18 protein-coding genes are annotated in these 14,493 nt (G+C 70.8%); 7 read left to right on the top strand and 11 right to left on the bottom strand.

Annotated elements, in window-relative coordinates:
- The first annotated feature begins 83 nt into the window (after nt 1–83).
- From C2142_RS21350 to C2142_RS21335, 4 genes are all read left to right on the top strand, one after another.
- Complete coding sequence (locus tag C2142_RS21350) at nt 84–950, top strand: helix-turn-helix transcriptional regulator (protein WP_277347338.1); 867 nt, start codon at nt 84–86, stop codon at nt 948–950.
- Entirely contained in the window at nt 943–1,146 is a 204-nt protein-coding gene (locus C2142_RS21345) for a DUF397 domain-containing protein (protein WP_148644139.1), read from the top strand. Before C2142_RS21350 ends, C2142_RS21345 begins: the two co-directional genes overlap by 8 nt.
- A gap of 71 nt (nt 1,147–1,217) precedes the next feature.
- Nucleotides 1,218–1,421, top strand: coding sequence for a DUF397 domain-containing protein (locus tag C2142_RS21340; RefSeq protein ID WP_241002706.1), 204 nt, complete (start codon nt 1,218–1,220; stop codon nt 1,419–1,421).
- A 171-nt stretch (nt 1,422–1,592) separates the two neighbouring features.
- Nucleotides 1,593–2,216: a hypothetical protein gene (locus C2142_RS21335; RefSeq protein WP_148644137.1), complete on the top strand. Its 624-nt coding sequence runs from the start codon at nt 1,593–1,595 to the stop codon at nt 2,214–2,216.
- Here C2142_RS21335 and C2142_RS21330 read toward each other — a convergent pair.
- From C2142_RS21330 to C2142_RS21320, 3 genes are all read right to left on the bottom strand, one after another.
- Nucleotides 2,213–2,782 carry a PH domain-containing protein gene (locus tag C2142_RS21330; RefSeq protein ID WP_148644136.1) on the bottom strand — a complete coding sequence of 190 codons (570 nt, stop codon included), beginning with the start codon at nt 2,780–2,782 and terminating at the stop codon, nt 2,213–2,215. The two genes, C2142_RS21335 and C2142_RS21330, sit on opposite strands and share 4 nt — an antisense overlap.
- A gap of 50 nt (nt 2,783–2,832) precedes the next feature.
- On the bottom strand, nt 2,833–3,258 hold the full coding sequence (locus C2142_RS21325; protein WP_148644135.1) for a hypothetical protein: 426 nt from the start codon (nt 3,256–3,258) through the stop codon (nt 2,833–2,835).
- 74 nt (nt 3,259–3,332) lie between these two features.
- Nucleotides 3,333–4,553 carry a glycosyltransferase gene (locus tag C2142_RS21320; RefSeq protein ID WP_148644134.1) on the bottom strand — a complete coding sequence of 407 codons (1,221 nt, stop codon included), beginning with the start codon at nt 4,551–4,553 and terminating at the stop codon, nt 3,333–3,335.
- 389 nt (nt 4,554–4,942) lie between these two features.
- Between C2142_RS21320 and C2142_RS21315 the strand changes: the two genes are divergently transcribed.
- A complete protein-coding gene (locus C2142_RS21315; protein WP_148644133.1) occupies nt 4,943–5,386 on the top strand; it encodes a phage tail protein in 444 nt (147 codons plus the stop codon).
- Nucleotides 5,387–5,636: 250 nt separating this feature from the next.
- Here the strand turns inward: C2142_RS21315 and tgmC are convergent, their stop codons facing one another.
- From tgmC to C2142_RS21285, 6 genes are all read right to left on the bottom strand, one after another.
- Nucleotides 5,637–6,779 (bottom strand): ATP-grasp peptide maturase system methyltransferase, encoded by a 1,143-nt coding sequence (gene tgmC / locus C2142_RS21310; RefSeq protein WP_148644132.1) that lies wholly within the window; start codon nt 6,777–6,779, stop codon nt 5,637–5,639.
- Nucleotides 6,776–7,741, bottom strand: a complete 966-nt coding sequence (tgmB, locus tag C2142_RS21305; RefSeq protein ID WP_148644131.1) for an ATP-grasp ribosomal peptide maturase — start codon at nt 7,739–7,741, stop codon at nt 6,776–6,778. The genes tgmC and tgmB overlap by 4 nt, the downstream gene beginning before the upstream one ends.
- Nucleotides 7,741–8,016, bottom strand: a complete 276-nt coding sequence (gene tgmA, locus C2142_RS21300; protein WP_148644130.1) for a putative ATP-grasp-modified RiPP — start codon at nt 8,014–8,016, stop codon at nt 7,741–7,743. The genes tgmB and tgmA overlap by 1 nt, the downstream gene beginning before the upstream one ends.
- A gap of 99 nt (nt 8,017–8,115) precedes the next feature.
- Nucleotides 8,116–8,967 (bottom strand): helix-turn-helix transcriptional regulator, encoded by an 852-nt coding sequence (locus C2142_RS21295; protein WP_148644129.1) that lies wholly within the window; start codon nt 8,965–8,967, stop codon nt 8,116–8,118.
- The gene (locus tag C2142_RS21290) at nt 8,964–9,476 is read right to left on the bottom strand and encodes a DUF6879 family protein (RefSeq protein ID WP_148644128.1); all 513 of its coding nucleotides are present in this window, start codon (nt 9,474–9,476) and stop codon (nt 8,964–8,966) included. Before C2142_RS21290 ends, C2142_RS21295 begins: the two co-directional genes overlap by 4 nt.
- Nucleotides 9,460–9,651, bottom strand: a complete 192-nt coding sequence (locus tag C2142_RS21285; protein ID WP_148644127.1) for a hypothetical protein — start codon at nt 9,649–9,651, stop codon at nt 9,460–9,462. The genes C2142_RS21290 and C2142_RS21285 overlap by 17 nt, the downstream gene beginning before the upstream one ends.
- A 167-nt stretch (nt 9,652–9,818) precedes the next feature.
- On the opposite strand from C2142_RS21285, the gene C2142_RS21280 reads away from it, so the two are divergent.
- Nucleotides 9,819–10,862: an alpha/beta hydrolase gene (locus C2142_RS21280; RefSeq protein ID WP_148644126.1), complete on the top strand. Its 1,044-nt coding sequence runs from the start codon at nt 9,819–9,821 to the stop codon at nt 10,860–10,862.
- A 69-nt stretch (nt 10,863–10,931) separates the two neighbouring features.
- Here C2142_RS21280 and C2142_RS21275 read toward each other — a convergent pair whose 3' ends face one another.
- Nucleotides 10,932–11,828 (bottom strand): immunity 49 family protein, encoded by an 897-nt coding sequence (locus tag C2142_RS21275; RefSeq protein ID WP_148644125.1) that lies wholly within the window; start codon nt 11,826–11,828, stop codon nt 10,932–10,934.
- Between the two features lie 150 nt (nt 11,829–11,978).
- On the opposite strand from C2142_RS21275, the gene C2142_RS21270 reads away from it, so the two are divergent.
- On the top strand, nt 11,979–12,830 hold the full coding sequence (locus C2142_RS21270) for an SDR family NAD(P)-dependent oxidoreductase (protein WP_241002705.1): 852 nt from the start codon (nt 11,979–11,981) through the stop codon (nt 12,828–12,830).
- A 100-nt stretch (nt 12,831–12,930) separates the two neighbouring features.
- Here C2142_RS21270 and C2142_RS21265 read toward each other — a convergent pair whose 3' ends face one another.
- On the bottom strand, nt 12,931–14,484 hold the full coding sequence (locus tag C2142_RS21265) for a protein kinase (RefSeq protein ID WP_148644124.1): 1,554 nt from the start codon (nt 14,482–14,484) through the stop codon (nt 12,931–12,933).
- Nucleotides 14,485–14,493: the final 9 nt, after the last annotated feature.

The following is a 14,493-nucleotide window of genomic DNA, read 5'->3' as shown; positions in this document are numbered from 1 at the left end:
TACCGTGGTAACCCCGCCCCAGATGGACCAGCCCGCGGCCAGCGCGGCAGACTTGGGCCCGGTCCTTGTTCTGGAAGGAAGCCATGCCTCCACGCAGCACCCCAACACTCCGCCAGCGCAGGCTTGGTGCTGAGCTCCGGCGGATGCGAGAGCAGGCCGGCTTCGGTGGCACTCAGCTCGGCCGCATTGTCGGGATGAACCCGGCCCAGGTGACTCAGATGGAGTCAGCGAGGATTGGCATCAGCGTGGAGCGCCTGCGGACGATCGCAGCAGCGTGCATGTGCGTCAACCAGCTGCTGATCGATGCTCTCGCCGACATCATCACGGAACGAGGCAGGACCGGCTGGTGGGAGGCGTACCGCGACACCCTGTCGGCGGACTTCCTCGAAGTCGCAGAGCTTGAGGGCCACGCGCGAAGGCTCTCGACCTACACGATCACGTTCGTCCCCGGCCTGCTTCAGACCGGCGCTTACGCCTCCGCGGTCTTCTCGCAAGCCTATCCGCCCCTGCCCCGGCACGAGGTCGACCTCAGAACGGCCTTTCGCATCCAGCGGCAACGTATCGTCCGATCCGGAGCAACGCCGTACTGCGCCTTCATCCATGAAGCAGCACTGCGGATGCAGTTCAGCGGCCCCCAGGTCCGTGCCGAGCAACTCGATGCTCTCATCGAGGACTCCGAGTCTTCTGGCATCTCGATTCGCGTCCTGCCGTTCGACATCGCCGGCCTGCCGAGTCCCATCGAGAACTTCACCTACGCCGAAGGTCCGATTCCCGACTTGGACACCGTGCAGACGGACACAGGCTTCGGCTGCCAGCTCCTCGACGCTCCAGCCCATGTTGCGAGGTTCCGAGCCATCCTCGCTCAGATGGAGTCAACGGCTCTCTCTGAAGAGGAGTCCCGCGACTTCCTCCGATCCGTAAAGAAAGAAATGGAAAGCAAACATGCCTAGCTCCGGGTGGCAGAAGTCCAGCTACTCCGCGGCACACGACGACTGCGTCGAGGTCCGCGCTGTCGCCGGGATGGTCGACCTCCGCGAGTCCGACGACGCCGACGTCATCGTCCGCACCACCCCCACCAAGTTCGCCGCACTCCTCCAAGGCATCAAGAGCGGCGAGTTCGACCGCCACGCCACCCCCACCACATGACCGAACGGCTCCTCGCTCAACCGAGCGAGGAGCCGAAAGCGCCAGTGGCCGGAAAGAAGTGGAGAACAACCGTGACTGGTTCCGTATGGCAGAAGTCCAGCTACTCCGCCGCGAGTGACAACTGCGTCGAGGTCCGCGGTGTCCCCGGGATGGTCGACCTCCGCGAGTCCGACGACGCCGACGTCATCGTCCGCACCACCCCCACCAAGTTCGCCGCACTCCTCCAAGGCATCAAGCGCGACGAGTTCGACCACCACGCCACCCCCACCACCTGACGAACGGCTCCTCGCTCAACCGGAGCGAGGGGACCGCGGGGCTACGGCCGGCTCACACGAGGCATCCCGTGATCTTCGCATCGGCTGGCAGGGGCCTCCCGGCCAGAAGCAGGCGGCCGGGGTCCGGACGCCCCCGCAGGAAATGTCCTCGTCCTCTGCCATGCTGCGCACGTGGCTTCTCCTGGCTCCCGAACGAAGACGACCGATGTGTGGTCGCTGCCCGAAGACGAGCAACTCATCGGGCAGCGCATCAGCGAAGCCCTGCCTCGATCCGGCTGGCTGTGCAGCCACCCCGGCCCGAAGGGTCTTCACCAGGTGCATCTGCATCGCCAACTCGGTGAGGCCCTGAGCTGTGGCGGTCGGCAAGCGTTTCTGCTTCTGCCGAATGGGGCTCAGGCACCTGAAGATGTCCTGGTGGACGACGCAGTCGCCCCCCGGGCCGACATCGGCCACTTGGCCGTCGTGCAGTTCCTGTGCTCCCGCCGCCTGCAGGACGGCGAAGGCGAAGTCTTCGAAGCTGGCCGTCTCGCGGTGCGCTGGTTCGAGCAGGAGGTCGGGCCTGAGAGACACCAGCTCCTGACCGAGGAGACCAGCCTTGCCTGGAAGGCCCTGCGAGCGGCGACCCGGCCGGCCATCGTCGAGAACGCGCAAGGCCGACGAATCTCCGGCATGAGGATCGGCCCTGCCGCCCATGACCTCGTGACCAGCAGCGGGATGCTGCTGACACGAGGCAGTGTCCAACGTCTGCATCTGGCCGCCGCACCTCCCTCCGAGCAGATGCGGGGCAAGCTTTAGCTCTGCGCCAACACGACAAGGCCGACGACGACCGTGATGAGGAGCGTGAGGACGATTCCGACCACCGTCGGCGTCAGCCGGTCCCGGAACTGCTTCCGCGGCTGCACCCGGTCGGCCGGGTCGGTGCTCAGCTCCCACCAGTTGACGACCCGATGGAACTGCTCATCGAAGTCGGGGGCCGGGTAGGTGTCGCTGTGCATGAGCCCCGGAAGTGAGCGGCGCCGCCCGCTTGCCAGGAACATCCGGACCGCGCGCGACGTCTCCATCGCGTTGCTGCCGTCGCGCACGTCGATCCACCGAATCTCCTTCCACGGGTAGGTGCGGCCGCGCCCGATGCCCCAGCAGATGGTTATTCCCTCGGCCCCGACCGTGGTCCAACTCCGGAACGTCACAAGGAACCCGGCGCCGCCGAGCACCGCGGTTGCGGCGATCAGCCACCAGGTCGGCGCCGGGCCGAGCTTGTCGGCGGCAGCGGTCCCTTCGATGACAAACAGCAAGGCCACAGCCGCAAGGCGCGACCAGGACGGACGATACCGGTCTTTCCCCCGGAAGCTCAGTTCGTTCACTCGACGCACAGTACGCCTCGGGAGAGAGCACCTTGAGGCCACCCCGGACCTCACTCGGGGCCCTCCGGTCCGCAGGTTCCGCGAGCACCGGCCGAACGCAGCGACCTGCCCAGACTCCCGGCGAGGACCCGCGGATGACGCCGCCACCACCACATGTCCGGGTGGGGCATTGCGTGGAACGGTTCGAGGGCCAGGCCGTCGTCGGCGATCGTCGCTGCTCGGAAGCGGTCGTCCCACGCCCTGATCTGCGGCGTCCAGAGCTGGACGACGTGATCGGGCAGCAGCAGCCACGCCTGGTGGAGCCAGTTCCGGCAGTAGAGGTCGTTGGTGTACTCGTCGACATCGTCGTCGTAGCCGCGTTCGACCGTCTCGACCAGCCACGCCCAGGCGTCCACCTGCTCCGCGACGGTGAACGCCGCCCGCCAGCCGCGCCGGTGGAGCAGCTCGCCCACCTCGGCCTCGTCGTAAGTGCCCACCGGGGCGAGGCTCTCACGACGAAGCCGAGGGGACCAGCGGAAATCGATTCTGGGGCGGCCCCCTGCCGCCCCGCTCAGCCGACCGCGTCGAGCAGCAGCTTTGCCGCCACCACCGCGCCGTCGGTGCGGATCGTGCCGGCCACGGCGACCGCCCGGTCACGGACCTCGGGGGCCAGCGCCGTCTTCAGCGCGGCCGCGAGGGACTCGGTGGTCGGCGTCGGGCCGTCGTGGGCCGCACCGATGCCCAGGTCGGCCACCCGGCCCGCCCAGTACGGCTGGTCGGCCATCTGGGGCACCACCACCTGGGGCACGCCGGCCCGGGCGGCCGTCGTCGTCGTTCCCGCACCGCCGTGGTGCACGACGGCGGCGACCCGGCCGAACAGGGCCTGCTGGTTGACCTCGCCGACGACGAAGCAGTCGTCCCGGTCGTCGGTCAGGGCCAGTCCGGCCCAGCCGCTCCCGAGGAGCACGCGGCGGCCCTGCGCGCGGACCGCCCCGACGACCGCCTCGGCGACGTCCTCCGCATCGCGCACCGGCATGCTGCCGAAGCCCACGTAGACCGGTGCCTCGCCGGCCTCCAGGAACGCCTCCAGCCCGGCCGGGAGCGGGCGTTCGTCCTCCCGGATCCACGCGCCGGTCTGCACCACGTCGAGCTCCGCCGGCTCAAGCCACGGGCCCAGGAGCGCGTCCGCCGCCAGCCACGGCTGCCCCGTGAAGACGTGGTCGCGGACGTTCTCCACCGGGGGCAGGCCGATCGACGCGCGGTGGGTGTTGACCGCTCCGCCGAACAGCTCGTCCATGTCCTGCGCGTTCAGCTCCCACAGCACCCGGTTGTCGGTCACGTCCGCCGGGAGCGGCTTCGTCCACGCGAGCGGCGGGTGGTGCGGCGACGGCAGGTAACTCGGGAAGTAGGAGACGAACTTGTAGGGGACGCCCAGCTTCTCGGCCACCGACCGCGCGGCCGCCGCGGCCGGGATCAGGCCCGTCGCCACCACCACGTCGACCCCCTCGGCCACCGAGGAGGCCGCGTCGTACGTCATGGCGACCATCCGGGCCGCACGCTCCGGCATGCTCGCCGGCGGCGCCGGCTTCGCCCCGGTCACCGCGCCCTTCGTCATCTCGCGCACCGACGGGCCGATCGGGGCCAGCGGGAGGCCGAACCCGTCCAGCAGCTCCGCGAAGTCCGGCGGCGCGCACACCTGCACCTCGGCGCCGAGCGCCTGCAACTGCACCGCGAGGCCGACCATCGGCTCGATGTCCCCGCGCGACCCGTACGCCACCAGCAAAACACGCATTCAGCAACTCCGACTTTCCTTGGATTTCGGCCTCGGTCGGAGATTCTGCGGCACCGCGGGGGCCTTGCCGCAAGGCCCCCCGTGCGCTATATGTTGAGCATGGAAAGGCGTGGGTGCTCCGCCTTCTGACTTCTCGTCCGCTGTGAACGGACTCCCCCGGCCGCGAGGTACCCGGCAACCGGGAAACGGCGGAGCGTCCGCCTCGGACCTCCGGACGAGGTCGGCGATGAGGCAACACCGCATGCGGAGCACCAGTGAGAGTGCCAGGGATGCGGCGATCGGTCGCAGCTGTCACCTGTACGGGTGGAGATCCAGGGGGAGAGCCGATCAGTCCTCAAGCTCGTGGCATGGTCGGAAGGCCACTGGCGAGGTACGGAGGAGGAACGGCCATGACCACGGGACAGCAAGTCAATCCATTCGCCGCGTTCAATTTCACTCTGATCGTCGACGGGCTGTCGGGCTCGCACGGCTTCTCCGAGTGCAGCGGGGCCAACACCGAGCAGGACGTGATCGAGTACCGCGAGGGCAACATGGACTTTGCCGTCATCAAGCTCCCGGGGCTGAAGAAGTTCGGTGACATCACGCTCAAGCGCGGCTTCACCACCAACCGTGAGCTGTGGGACTGGCGGCGATCCGTACTGGAGGGCACCGTGATCCGCCGCACCGGCCACATCGTGCTCAACGACGAGGCGGGCAACCCGTCGTTGCGGTGGAAGTTCACCAACGCCTGGCCCAAGCAGTACTCGGCGCCGTCACTCAGCGACACGGCCACGGAGGTCGCCGTGGAGGAGCTGGTGTTGGTGGTGGAGAGCTTCGAGCTGGACGCTTCATGACCGCTGCGGCGCGCCTGTCGGCTTCGCCCGGACAGACCCGTGACCGCCACGGCCACGTACTGACGCATTCACCGGATGGCCGTCCGGGCTCCGGAGGGCTCCCACAAGGCCTACGACCACGCGCGCACCCTCTCCACCGTCATGCCGGTCGCCGTCGTCGGCGTCGACCTGATCCCCGGCCTCTGCCCGGCGTGGTACGCCGTGCGCCGTCAACCGCGCCGGCGCCGGGCCGTGTCCGCGGCCCTCCCCCTCAGATCGGCAGGTCCCAGCCCTGGCCGTCCTCGGATCCGATCCACACCCGCTGCCCCGCGCCCGAGACCGTGATCCCGAACCCCTCCTGATGCGGCGCGCCGGCCTTCTGCCACGCCTCGACGGCCCGCTCGACCTGGTCCCAGAGCCGGAGCGGCCCGCGCTGGCTCACGGGCCAACCACCGTCCGGGCCGGGCGTCGTCCGGGCCTGCGAACCCGTGGCCACGTCCACGAGGACCTGCTCACCGCCCGCCCCCATCCGCTCCGCCGACGGCGCCGCGAGCTGGGCGACCCACCCACCCGTCCACGTACCGATGACCGCCGGATCGATCCTGCTCACCCGCTCCTCCCCCGGTAGCAGGGCGAGGGCCGGCCGGGGCGGGCGGTCGTGCGGGCGGGCGATCATGAAGCTGGTGAACCCCGGCAGGAACCGGCCGGTCGCGCTGCCCGGCCCGGTGACGGTCAGCAGCGCGAGCCCGGACGCGTAGCTCCAGCCACAGAGCGTGACCAGGATCCGGCCGCCCGGCCTCACCTGGTGCAGCCAGGACACCGGGACGTACCGGACCGAACACGTGGCGATCAGCCGGTCGTACACTCCCCCGCCCGGATCCCCGCGCAGGCCGTCCCCGATGACCAGCCGAGGCGCATAGCCCGCCTCCTTGAGCGCGACCGCGGCTGCCCCGGCCACCACCGGGTCGTACTCGATGCTCGTCAGGTTGGCGTCCCCGAACCGGTGAGCGCCCAGAGCCGTCGAGTACCCCGTCCCGGTGCCGATCTCCAGCACGCGGTGACCCGGCGCGCTGCCGAGTTGCTGCCACATCCGCAGCACCAGCGACGGGAGGGTGGACGAGGAGGACGGGGAGCCCGCGACCGGCTCCCCGCCCACATCACCCGGGCCGACCACGCCGTCGAGCTGGGTGATCAGCGTCCGGTCCTCGTAAACCCCCTCCAGCCAGCCGGGTTCACCCCGGCGCACCGGCCGGTAGGCGGTCGGTGCGCTCCCCGGCACCGGCTCGAAGTAGGAGCCGACGAACACCTCACGCGGGACGGCCTGCGCCGCCCTGCGCCACACGGGATCGGCCAGCGTGCCGTCCTGAACCAGCCGGTCGACCAGGGCGGCACGGAGTTCTGCGGACGGGCTCACAGGTCGGGACCTCTCTGCAACTGGTCGGCGATCGCCTGGGCGATCGCACCGGTGGTCTCGGGCGGCTGCCAGGCCCACTGCCCGTTGGGATTGCACTCCAGGAAGTACCACTCACCGGCCCGGGACACCGCGAAGTCGAACGCGCCGTACACCAGCCCGAGTTCACCGAGGAAGCCCACAACAGCACCCGCGACCTGCCCGGGAACCGCAACCGGCGTGCACTCCATGAGATCCTGCCGACGGCGCCAGTCGAGATCCGGACTGTCGATCCGGATCGCGAACAACCGGCCGCCGACAACCGTCAGCCGCACGTCGAAAGCCTTGTCCACCTTGGCCTGGAACATGTGCGGACAGACCTCCACCCCCGCGGTCAGCTCACCGGCCCGCACCTGCCGCACCCACACCTGGTGCGGCAGGCCGTCCACCTCGTACGCGGTGTTCCACAACGGCTTGTAGACCACGCCGCCGGCCTGACCCGCCGCGAACTCCCGCGCGGCACGCAGCTCGTTGGTGACCAGCGTGTCCGGCACCGACAACCCGTGCCGTCGGGCCACCGCGAGCTGCGCCGGCTTGTACTCGGCCGCCCGGTTGGCCCACGGATGGTTGACGTAGTGCGCACCCGGGAGCGAGGCGAGGACTCCTCCCGCACCCCACAGGCACTGGGCGGCCGCGAACCGTCGTTCCTGCGCTCCCAGTTGGGGAGGACCTTCGTACGGAGAGGCCCGGCGAACCCAGACCGACCGCACCCGGTTGAGGTCCAGCGCCCGGCTCGGAGTGCTCAGGACGCCTCGCTGACCGCCCGCACCGTACGCGGCGGTCAGCGAGGCACCCGAGTGGAGGTCCGCGCCGGGATCGAACCGCACCACCGGAACACCACGCCCGGCCAGCACGCGCAGCACCACATCCGCAGTCACATCAAGGGAGTTGGTCAGCACCAGCACCGACCCGCCACCGTCGGCCATCAGCCGGAGCTCTGGTCCTGGTCGTAGGACTCCGTGGAGTCGGCATCGGTCGCCCCACCCGGCCCGGACCCGTCACCGGGACTGGTCATGGTGGGCGTCAACCCGCTGGTACTGGTGCCGTGACCCCCCAACTCGACCGTACGGCCCTCCCCGTCCACGATCACGACGACCTGCGTCCGCGGATCGATCACCGGCGTGAACACCGGAACGGCGACGGCCGCCGCGAACGGCTGCATCCTGCTCGTGCCCCACGGCGGTACGGACGCCTGCCTCATCTGTGTGCCTCCTCGTCGCTGCGCCTCTGGTGGCCGGGCACCAAGGTAGGGGCACCACACGGGCAATGGCACGAGGAATTCACGTCACTGCATATCTCGCTACGCGGCCCGTCGGAATTCGTCGGCCCATCGGCCGAGCATGGACCTGGCGGGATCACCATCGACCGACTCGACGCGAAAGAAATCGAAGAGGGCCCGGTAGTGGTCAATATCCTTGGGATCGCGGAGCACCAGTCTTCCGGTGAACAGCTCGATGGTCACCAATTTGGCACCGTAAACCGTAAATGTGTGGAACGGGGCATCCGCCACCTGGGCCGACAGCGGCACAATCCCGATCGTGACATTCGGCAGGTGGGAGAGGGACACGAGGCGGTCAAGCTGCGTCGCCATGACCAGCGGTTCGCACAACCGCCAGCGAACGGCCGACTCCGTCAGCAGGAAGTCGAAATTCTTGTCCTGGTCGTACAGAACAGCCTGCCGTCCGAGTTTGAGCGAGATGGCTTGAGACACGTCCCCGTCGGCGGGGTCGACAGGCGGACTCATCGCCGTACGCATGTACTCGGGCGTCTGAAGGAGCCCGGACGGCATCGCGGGCAGGAAGTAGCGGATGTGCGTGGCGCCGGCCTCAAGAGCGGCGAGCTCACGCTGTCGCAGGTGCAGACCGCGCCGCACCGATGACCTGACGTCCTCGTACTCGGCGTTCGCCACACTGGCCAGCGCCAGGAGCTCGCGCGCCAAGTCGTCATCGACGCCGAGACCACTGAGAATCTGCTGCACGTCGACAACCGAGGGCAGCACCCTCCCGTTCTCGATCCGGGAGATCTTGCTCTGACTCATCCCGCACCGGACGGCCAGACGTTCCCCGGAAAGGCCGGAGGCGCGCCGGAGATCCTTGAGCGCTGACGCAAGGTCTCGACGCTGCTCTCCGGCTCTACCGGGATCATGAGTCAATCTGCGCTGTACTCCGCGAACGGAACCGACAACGAGACGGCCAGATCACGCCAGTACCGGTACTGGCCGAGGTTCGGGTTCGCCAGAAGCTCCCGGCCGGTCTGCGCACCATCCGGCCCGTACATCATCCCGACGACCTTCGATCCGTCGAACATCCAGAAATCCTGATCCGGAAGGCCTGGGTTCTCCTTCCCGGTCAGATCGAGAATCCTGACGTCCTCCCCGGCCTCGACGTTGTGGGCGTAAGCCGCGAACTCGTACCGCAGGTAGTCCGACAACGGTCGGGTGAGAACATGCACTCGGCCGATCCGACGCCCCGTGGAGCGGTACTGCCGCACACGTGTGAGCCACGGATCGTCAGCGGGGATGCGCAGTTCACCTGTGGCCAGGAAGTCCCGGTACTCCTCGTCCTCGCCCGGCATGGCATAGGAACTCCGGACCTCCAGCCGGAACGCCTCATGCTCGAACGAATCGAAGAACGCGCGCCAGGCCTCACCAGCCAAGAGCACGGAACGCCTCCCGCAGAACAGCCTCGGGGATCTCGACCACGGCCTCGCCGTCCGGGGTCGGCCGGTCCACGGTGTAGCCCTGCACCGCGATGGTCCCCCGGTCGGTCGTGTAGACGGTCGGGCAGTCGTCGTTCCGGCAGTCCGGGTCACCGCCCGCGATCCTCGTGAGCTCCATTGCTCTTCCTCCACACACGCTGCGGACTCGTGGTCAGGACCCTAGAGAGCAGCCGACCGCCGGGCAAGGATCATTCACGTTCCCGCATAGACCGGCGCGAGGGCGGACCGGACCAGCCGGGCACAGCCATGGTCGGCCGGTCGTCGTGCGCGGCATGATGGACTGTCATGAGTATCAGTGACATACCGGCGGAGTCCGGGTCTGTCCCGGCGGCCTGTGCGACGCCGCCCTTCGACCCCGAACTGGCCGCGATCCTCGCGGCATCGGGCGGCGCGGCCGGGGAGCCGCTCACACCCGAGAACCTCGAAGCCCGGCAGGCGCAGGACGCCGCCGACCGGCCCAGGCCGACGGTTTCCGAACTCCGGGACGGTGGCCGCTTCGAAGTGGAGGAGCTGCGGGTGCCGGGGGCGGCGGGCGATCCGGACGTGACGCTCGTGAGTGCGCGCCCCGCCGGGATCGGCGGGCCGCTGCCGCTGCTGTACTACCTGCACGGCGGCGGCATGGTCGTGGGCAACGCGTGGTCCGTGCTTCCGCTGCTCCAGGACGTGGCCCTCACCCTGGAGGTGGCGGTCGTCTCGGTGGAGTACCGGCTGGCGCCGCAGACGCGGTACCCCGGGCCGCTGGAGGACTGCTACGCCGGCCTCGTCTGGGTGTCCGAGCACGCGGCCGAACTCGGCATCGACGCGGACCGCATCGTCATCGGCGGCAAGAGTGCCGGCGGCGGGCTCGCCGCGGCCCTGGCGCTGCTCACCCGTGACCGGGGCGGGCCCACGCCGGTCGGGCAGCTGCTCCTCTTCCCGATGCTCGACGACCGCAACACCACCTTCTCCAGCCACCAGATGGCCGGCGTCGACACCTGGGACCGCACCTCCAACGCCACCGCGTGGCAGGCACTGCTGGGCGACCGGTACGGCGCCGCCGACCTGCCGCCCTACGCGGCCCCCGCCCGCGCCACGGACCTGTCCGGGCTACCCCCGGCCTACATCGAGGTCGGGTCGGCGGAGACCTTCCGGGACGAGGACGTGGCGTACGCCGACGCGATCTGGCGGGCCGGCGGCCAGGCCGAACTGCACGTGTGGCCCGGTGCGTTCCACGGCTTCGACTCCTTCGCACCGCAGGCGGCGCTCAGCCGGGACGCCCGTGACGCCCGTTCCCGCTGGCTCCGGCGCATCCTCACCGGGCCCGCGGCGGGCGGCGGACCGGCCTGCTGAACGACGAACCCCGGCCCGAGCCGCCGGGCCACAGGATGATCTCGACCGGGTCGTCGCCCGCGGCGGCCGTCAGGGCCGCAGGAGCCCCTCCGGGAGGTAGCCGGAGCGCAGGCCCGGCTGCCAGCCGCACGCCTGGACGGCGACGGCGGCCAGCGCGATCGCGCCGACCGGCAGCAGGCTCCGCGGCTCCGGGTCGGGGCCCGCCTCCTCGCGGTGCCGGCGGAGGCGGTCGGCCAGGGCCTGCTCGAAGGCAGGCCGGTCGTCGTCGAGGAGGACGCGCAGCAGCCGCTGGTCGGGGGTGAGCGCACCGGCCGCGTCCAGCCGCCGGGCCGCCTCCGCACGCGCGTCGGCGTCCGGCCTGACCAGGGGGTCGGACGCGATCCGCGACCGGGGCCAGGTGTCCGCCAGGTCGGGCAGGTACGCACAGAGGGCGTCCATCTCGGCGAGGTCGGCCGCTTCGGAGACCGACTCCAGGCGCGAGTACGGCACCCCGTCGCGGATCGCGGGCGCGTAGTCCTCCTTGAGCAGCGGGCCGACCAGCCGCGCCGGCTCCCGGAGCAGGCCGGTGATCACGGCCATCGCGAACGCGTCCACCCAGGTCCGTGCGGTGGGCGCCTCGTCCACGGCGTCCCCGAAGGCGAAGTTCTCGCTGGAGAGCCGCTGGTCGACGAGCGGGAGGACGACCTCGAAGTCGCCCTCGGGGAAGGCCCCGAGACTCAGCACCCCGAGGCTGCACTCCGCCGCGGTCCGCAGGGCCAGCCGCGCGGGGGCGGCGTCGAGCGCGGGGTCCTCCAGGGTGCACGCGGCGGCGTGGTCGAGGAGTTCCGCGCCCATCTCCCGCATCCGCTTCAGGGACAGGCTGTCGTAGCGCAGCCCGTGCCAGCGGCCGAAGGCCCGGCGCCTGATGTCCTCCAGAGCCGCGGCGATGCGCTCCTCGCCCACCTGGTGACGCGTCACTTCCTGCACGTCCGCTCCCCTCCCGTGATCGTCAGAGCCGGTCACGACGCTAACAGGGGGCCGAACGAGAGGATCGAACGAGACGAACCGTCTCGTCTTGACGATCGCTCCCGCAAGGTTCATAGTGGAGCTCGCGAGACGAACCGTCTCGTTCAGTTAGTGGGCAGAGACCGAGAGGCCATCGCGATGACCCGAAACACCAACGACCGCGTCTGGTTCGTCACCGGCGCGTCCAGCGGCCTCGGCCTCGCCTTCACCCGCGCCGCGCTCGCCGCGGGCGACCGGGTCGTGGCCACCGCCCGCCGCACCGCACTCCTCGACCCGACCGCCGCCGAACACCCCGGCCGGATCGTCGTCCTCCCCCTCGACGTCACCGACCGCGAAGCCGTCGCGGCCACCGTCGACAAGGCCGCCGCCGCCTTCGGCCGCATCGACGTCGTCGTCAACAACGCCGGCCTCATGACCAGCGGCACCGTCGAGGAGTTCACCGAGGAGGACGCCCGGGCCCAACTCGAAACCAACTTCTTCGGGGCGCTCTGGGTCACCCAGGCGGTCCTCCCCCACCTGCGCGCCCGGCGGAGCGGCCACATCATCCAGATCTCCAGCGTCGGCGGCGTCATCGGCTTCGCCACCACCGGGCTGTACAGCGCGAGCAAGTGGGCGCTGGAGGGCATGACCGAGGCGCTCGCGCAGGAGGTCGCGCCGTTCGGCATCAAGGTCACCATCGTCGAGCCCGGCGGCTACACCACCGACCTCTACACCACCATGCGCGTCCAGCCCCGCCACGAGGCGTACGAGCCGCTGCACACCGCCCTCGCCGAGATGTGGGGCGACGCCGAGGACGCCGACCCGGCCGACGCCGCCAAGGCCGTCCTCGCCCTCGTCGAGAGCGAGCAGCCGCCCCTGCGGCTCGTCCTCGGCAGCGCCATGTACGACGTCGCCCAGCAGTCCGCCGACCGGCGCAAGGCCGACTGGGCCGCCTGGGAGGCCACCAGCCGGGCCGCCGGCTGAGCGGGCGGTGCGCACGGCCGGGGGCGGGCCGCACCTGGCCGGGGAGCAGGAAGCCGGACCGGCCGGCCTCCTGCTCCCCGGCGAGGGCGGGCGGGGCCGCTCAGTCGTTCTGGTCGTGGTCCGAGGCGTTGAGGGACACGATCATGATGCTGAGGCGGGTGTTCCAGTTCGCGGACGTCGCGGCGTCGACGGCGTGCTTCTTGGCCATGTCCCGGACGGTCTTCTGAGCGTTCTTCAACTCCTGTGCGGCGTCGTCCGGCCGACCCTCGTTGAGGCGGGCGGACGCGTCGTCGAGGGTGCGCAGCAGGTCGAGCTGACGGTCGCGCTCCTTGGTGACCTGGGCCTGGGCGACGGACTGGCGGAGGGCGAGAAGCTGGATGGCCACGGCCCCGACCTGGCCGCGCGGCGGGGCCACGGTGGCCGACGGCGTGGGGATCGCGGCCGGGCCGGTGGGCGCGGCGGTGGTCGCGGTGGGGGTGGGCGCCGGGGCCGCCGGGGTGGTCTGGGCGGGCTTGGTGACGGAGGGGGCGGCGGCCGGGGTGGCCGGGTCGTCGAAGGCGGTGAGCGCCAACATCGCGGCGCCCGCGACCCCCACCAGGCCGAGCGCGCCGAAGACCAGCGGCTTGCGGCGGCTCTCCCGGACGGGCTCGTCGAAAGCCTGCGGGGCGTAGCCGGGCGCGTCGTAGCCGGGCGGCGCGGGCGGGACGGGCGCCATCACCGAGGTGGCGGGCGAGGCATGGACGTGCGCCGCCTGGACGGGCACGGGCGGCAGCACCTGGGTGGCCTGACCGGCCGAGGCGACGCCGAGGAGCTCGCCCGTCGGGTCGCCGACGACCAGTCCCGGGATGCAGGAGAGCAGCTCGGCCCGCGCCGCCGCCGCGTCCGCCGGCCGGTCGGCCGGGTTCTTGGCGAGCAGCCGCAGCACCACCGCGTCCAGCGCGGCCGGCACCCCGGCCCGTCTCGCCGACGGCGGCAGCGGCTGCTCGCCGACGTGCTTGTACGCGATCGCCACCGGCGACTCGGCGGTGAACGGGGTGGCGCCGGTGAGCATCTCGGTCAGCACGCAGCCGACCGCGTACAGGTCGGTGCGCCCGTCCAGCGCGGACGCCGTGGCCTGCTCCGGCGAGAGGTACGCCGCCGTGCCGAGCACCGAGGCGGTCTGGGTGAGGTTGCTGGAGGAGCCGGCCCGGGCGATGCCGAAGTCGACGACCTTCACCCCGCCGTCGTCCGTGATCATGATGTTGCCGGGCTTGATGTCGCGGTGCACCAGGCCGGCGCCGTGCGCGACGGCCAGCGCCTCGCACACGGCCGCCGCGATGCCGACCGCCCGCTCCACCGGCAGGCCCGGCTGCTGGGCGAGCAGGGCGGCCAGCGAGCGCCCGTTCACCAGCTCCATGACGATGTACGGCGACCCCTGGTCCACACCGGAGTCGAAGACCATGACGATCCTCGGGTGCACCAGCATCGCGGCGTGCTGCGCCTCACGGCTGAACCGCTCGGCGAAGCGCGGGTCGTCGGCGAGGCCCCCGTTGAGGACCTTGACGGCCACCTGGCGGCCCAGCACGTGGTCCACGCCCCGCCAGACGGTGGCCATGCCGCCGACGCCGAGCATCTCGACGAGTTCGTAACGCCCGTTAAGCGCCCGTCCGATCATCTGGAGCTC

Origin of the sequence: Streptomyces sp. CB01881 (assembly GCF_002953255.1) — a bacterium.
In the GTDB taxonomy this organism is placed as follows: domain Bacteria; phylum Actinomycetota; class Actinomycetes; order Streptomycetales; family Streptomycetaceae; genus Kitasatospora.
The sequence above is the reverse complement of the archived record's forward strand: the minus strand, read 5'-3'. Positions and strand labels throughout refer to the sequence as shown.

Excerpts from the sequence above, each read along its gene's own strand:
- tgmA (WP_148644130.1), bottom strand. The coding sequence starts at position 8,016 with ATGAGGCAGGCGTCCGTACCGCCGTGGGGCACGAGCAGGATGCAGCCG.
- C2142_RS21315 (WP_148644133.1), top strand. The coding sequence starts at position 4,943 with ATGACCACGGGACAGCAAGTCAATCCATTCGCCGCGTTCAATTTCACT.
- tgmB (WP_148644131.1), bottom strand. The coding sequence starts at position 7,741 with ATGGCCGACGGTGGCGGGTCGGTGCTGGTGCTGACCAACTCCCTTGAT.
- C2142_RS21350 (WP_277347338.1), top strand. The coding sequence starts at position 84 with ATGCCTCCACGCAGCACCCCAACACTCCGCCAGCGCAGGCTTGGTGCT.
- C2142_RS21285 (WP_148644127.1), bottom strand. The coding sequence starts at position 9,651 with ATGGAGCTCACGAGGATCGCGGGCGGTGACCCGGACTGCCGGAACGAC.
- C2142_RS21345 (WP_148644139.1), top strand. The coding sequence starts at position 943 with ATGCCTAGCTCCGGGTGGCAGAAGTCCAGCTACTCCGCGGCACACGAC.
- C2142_RS21265 (WP_148644124.1), bottom strand. The coding sequence starts at position 14,484 with ATGATCGGACGGGCGCTTAACGGGCGTTACGAACTCGTCGAGATGCTC.
- C2142_RS21320 (WP_148644134.1), bottom strand. The coding sequence starts at position 4,553 with ATGCGTGTTTTGCTGGTGGCGTACGGGTCGCGCGGGGACATCGAGCCG.
- C2142_RS21280 (WP_148644126.1), top strand. The coding sequence starts at position 9,819 with ATGAGTATCAGTGACATACCGGCGGAGTCCGGGTCTGTCCCGGCGGCC.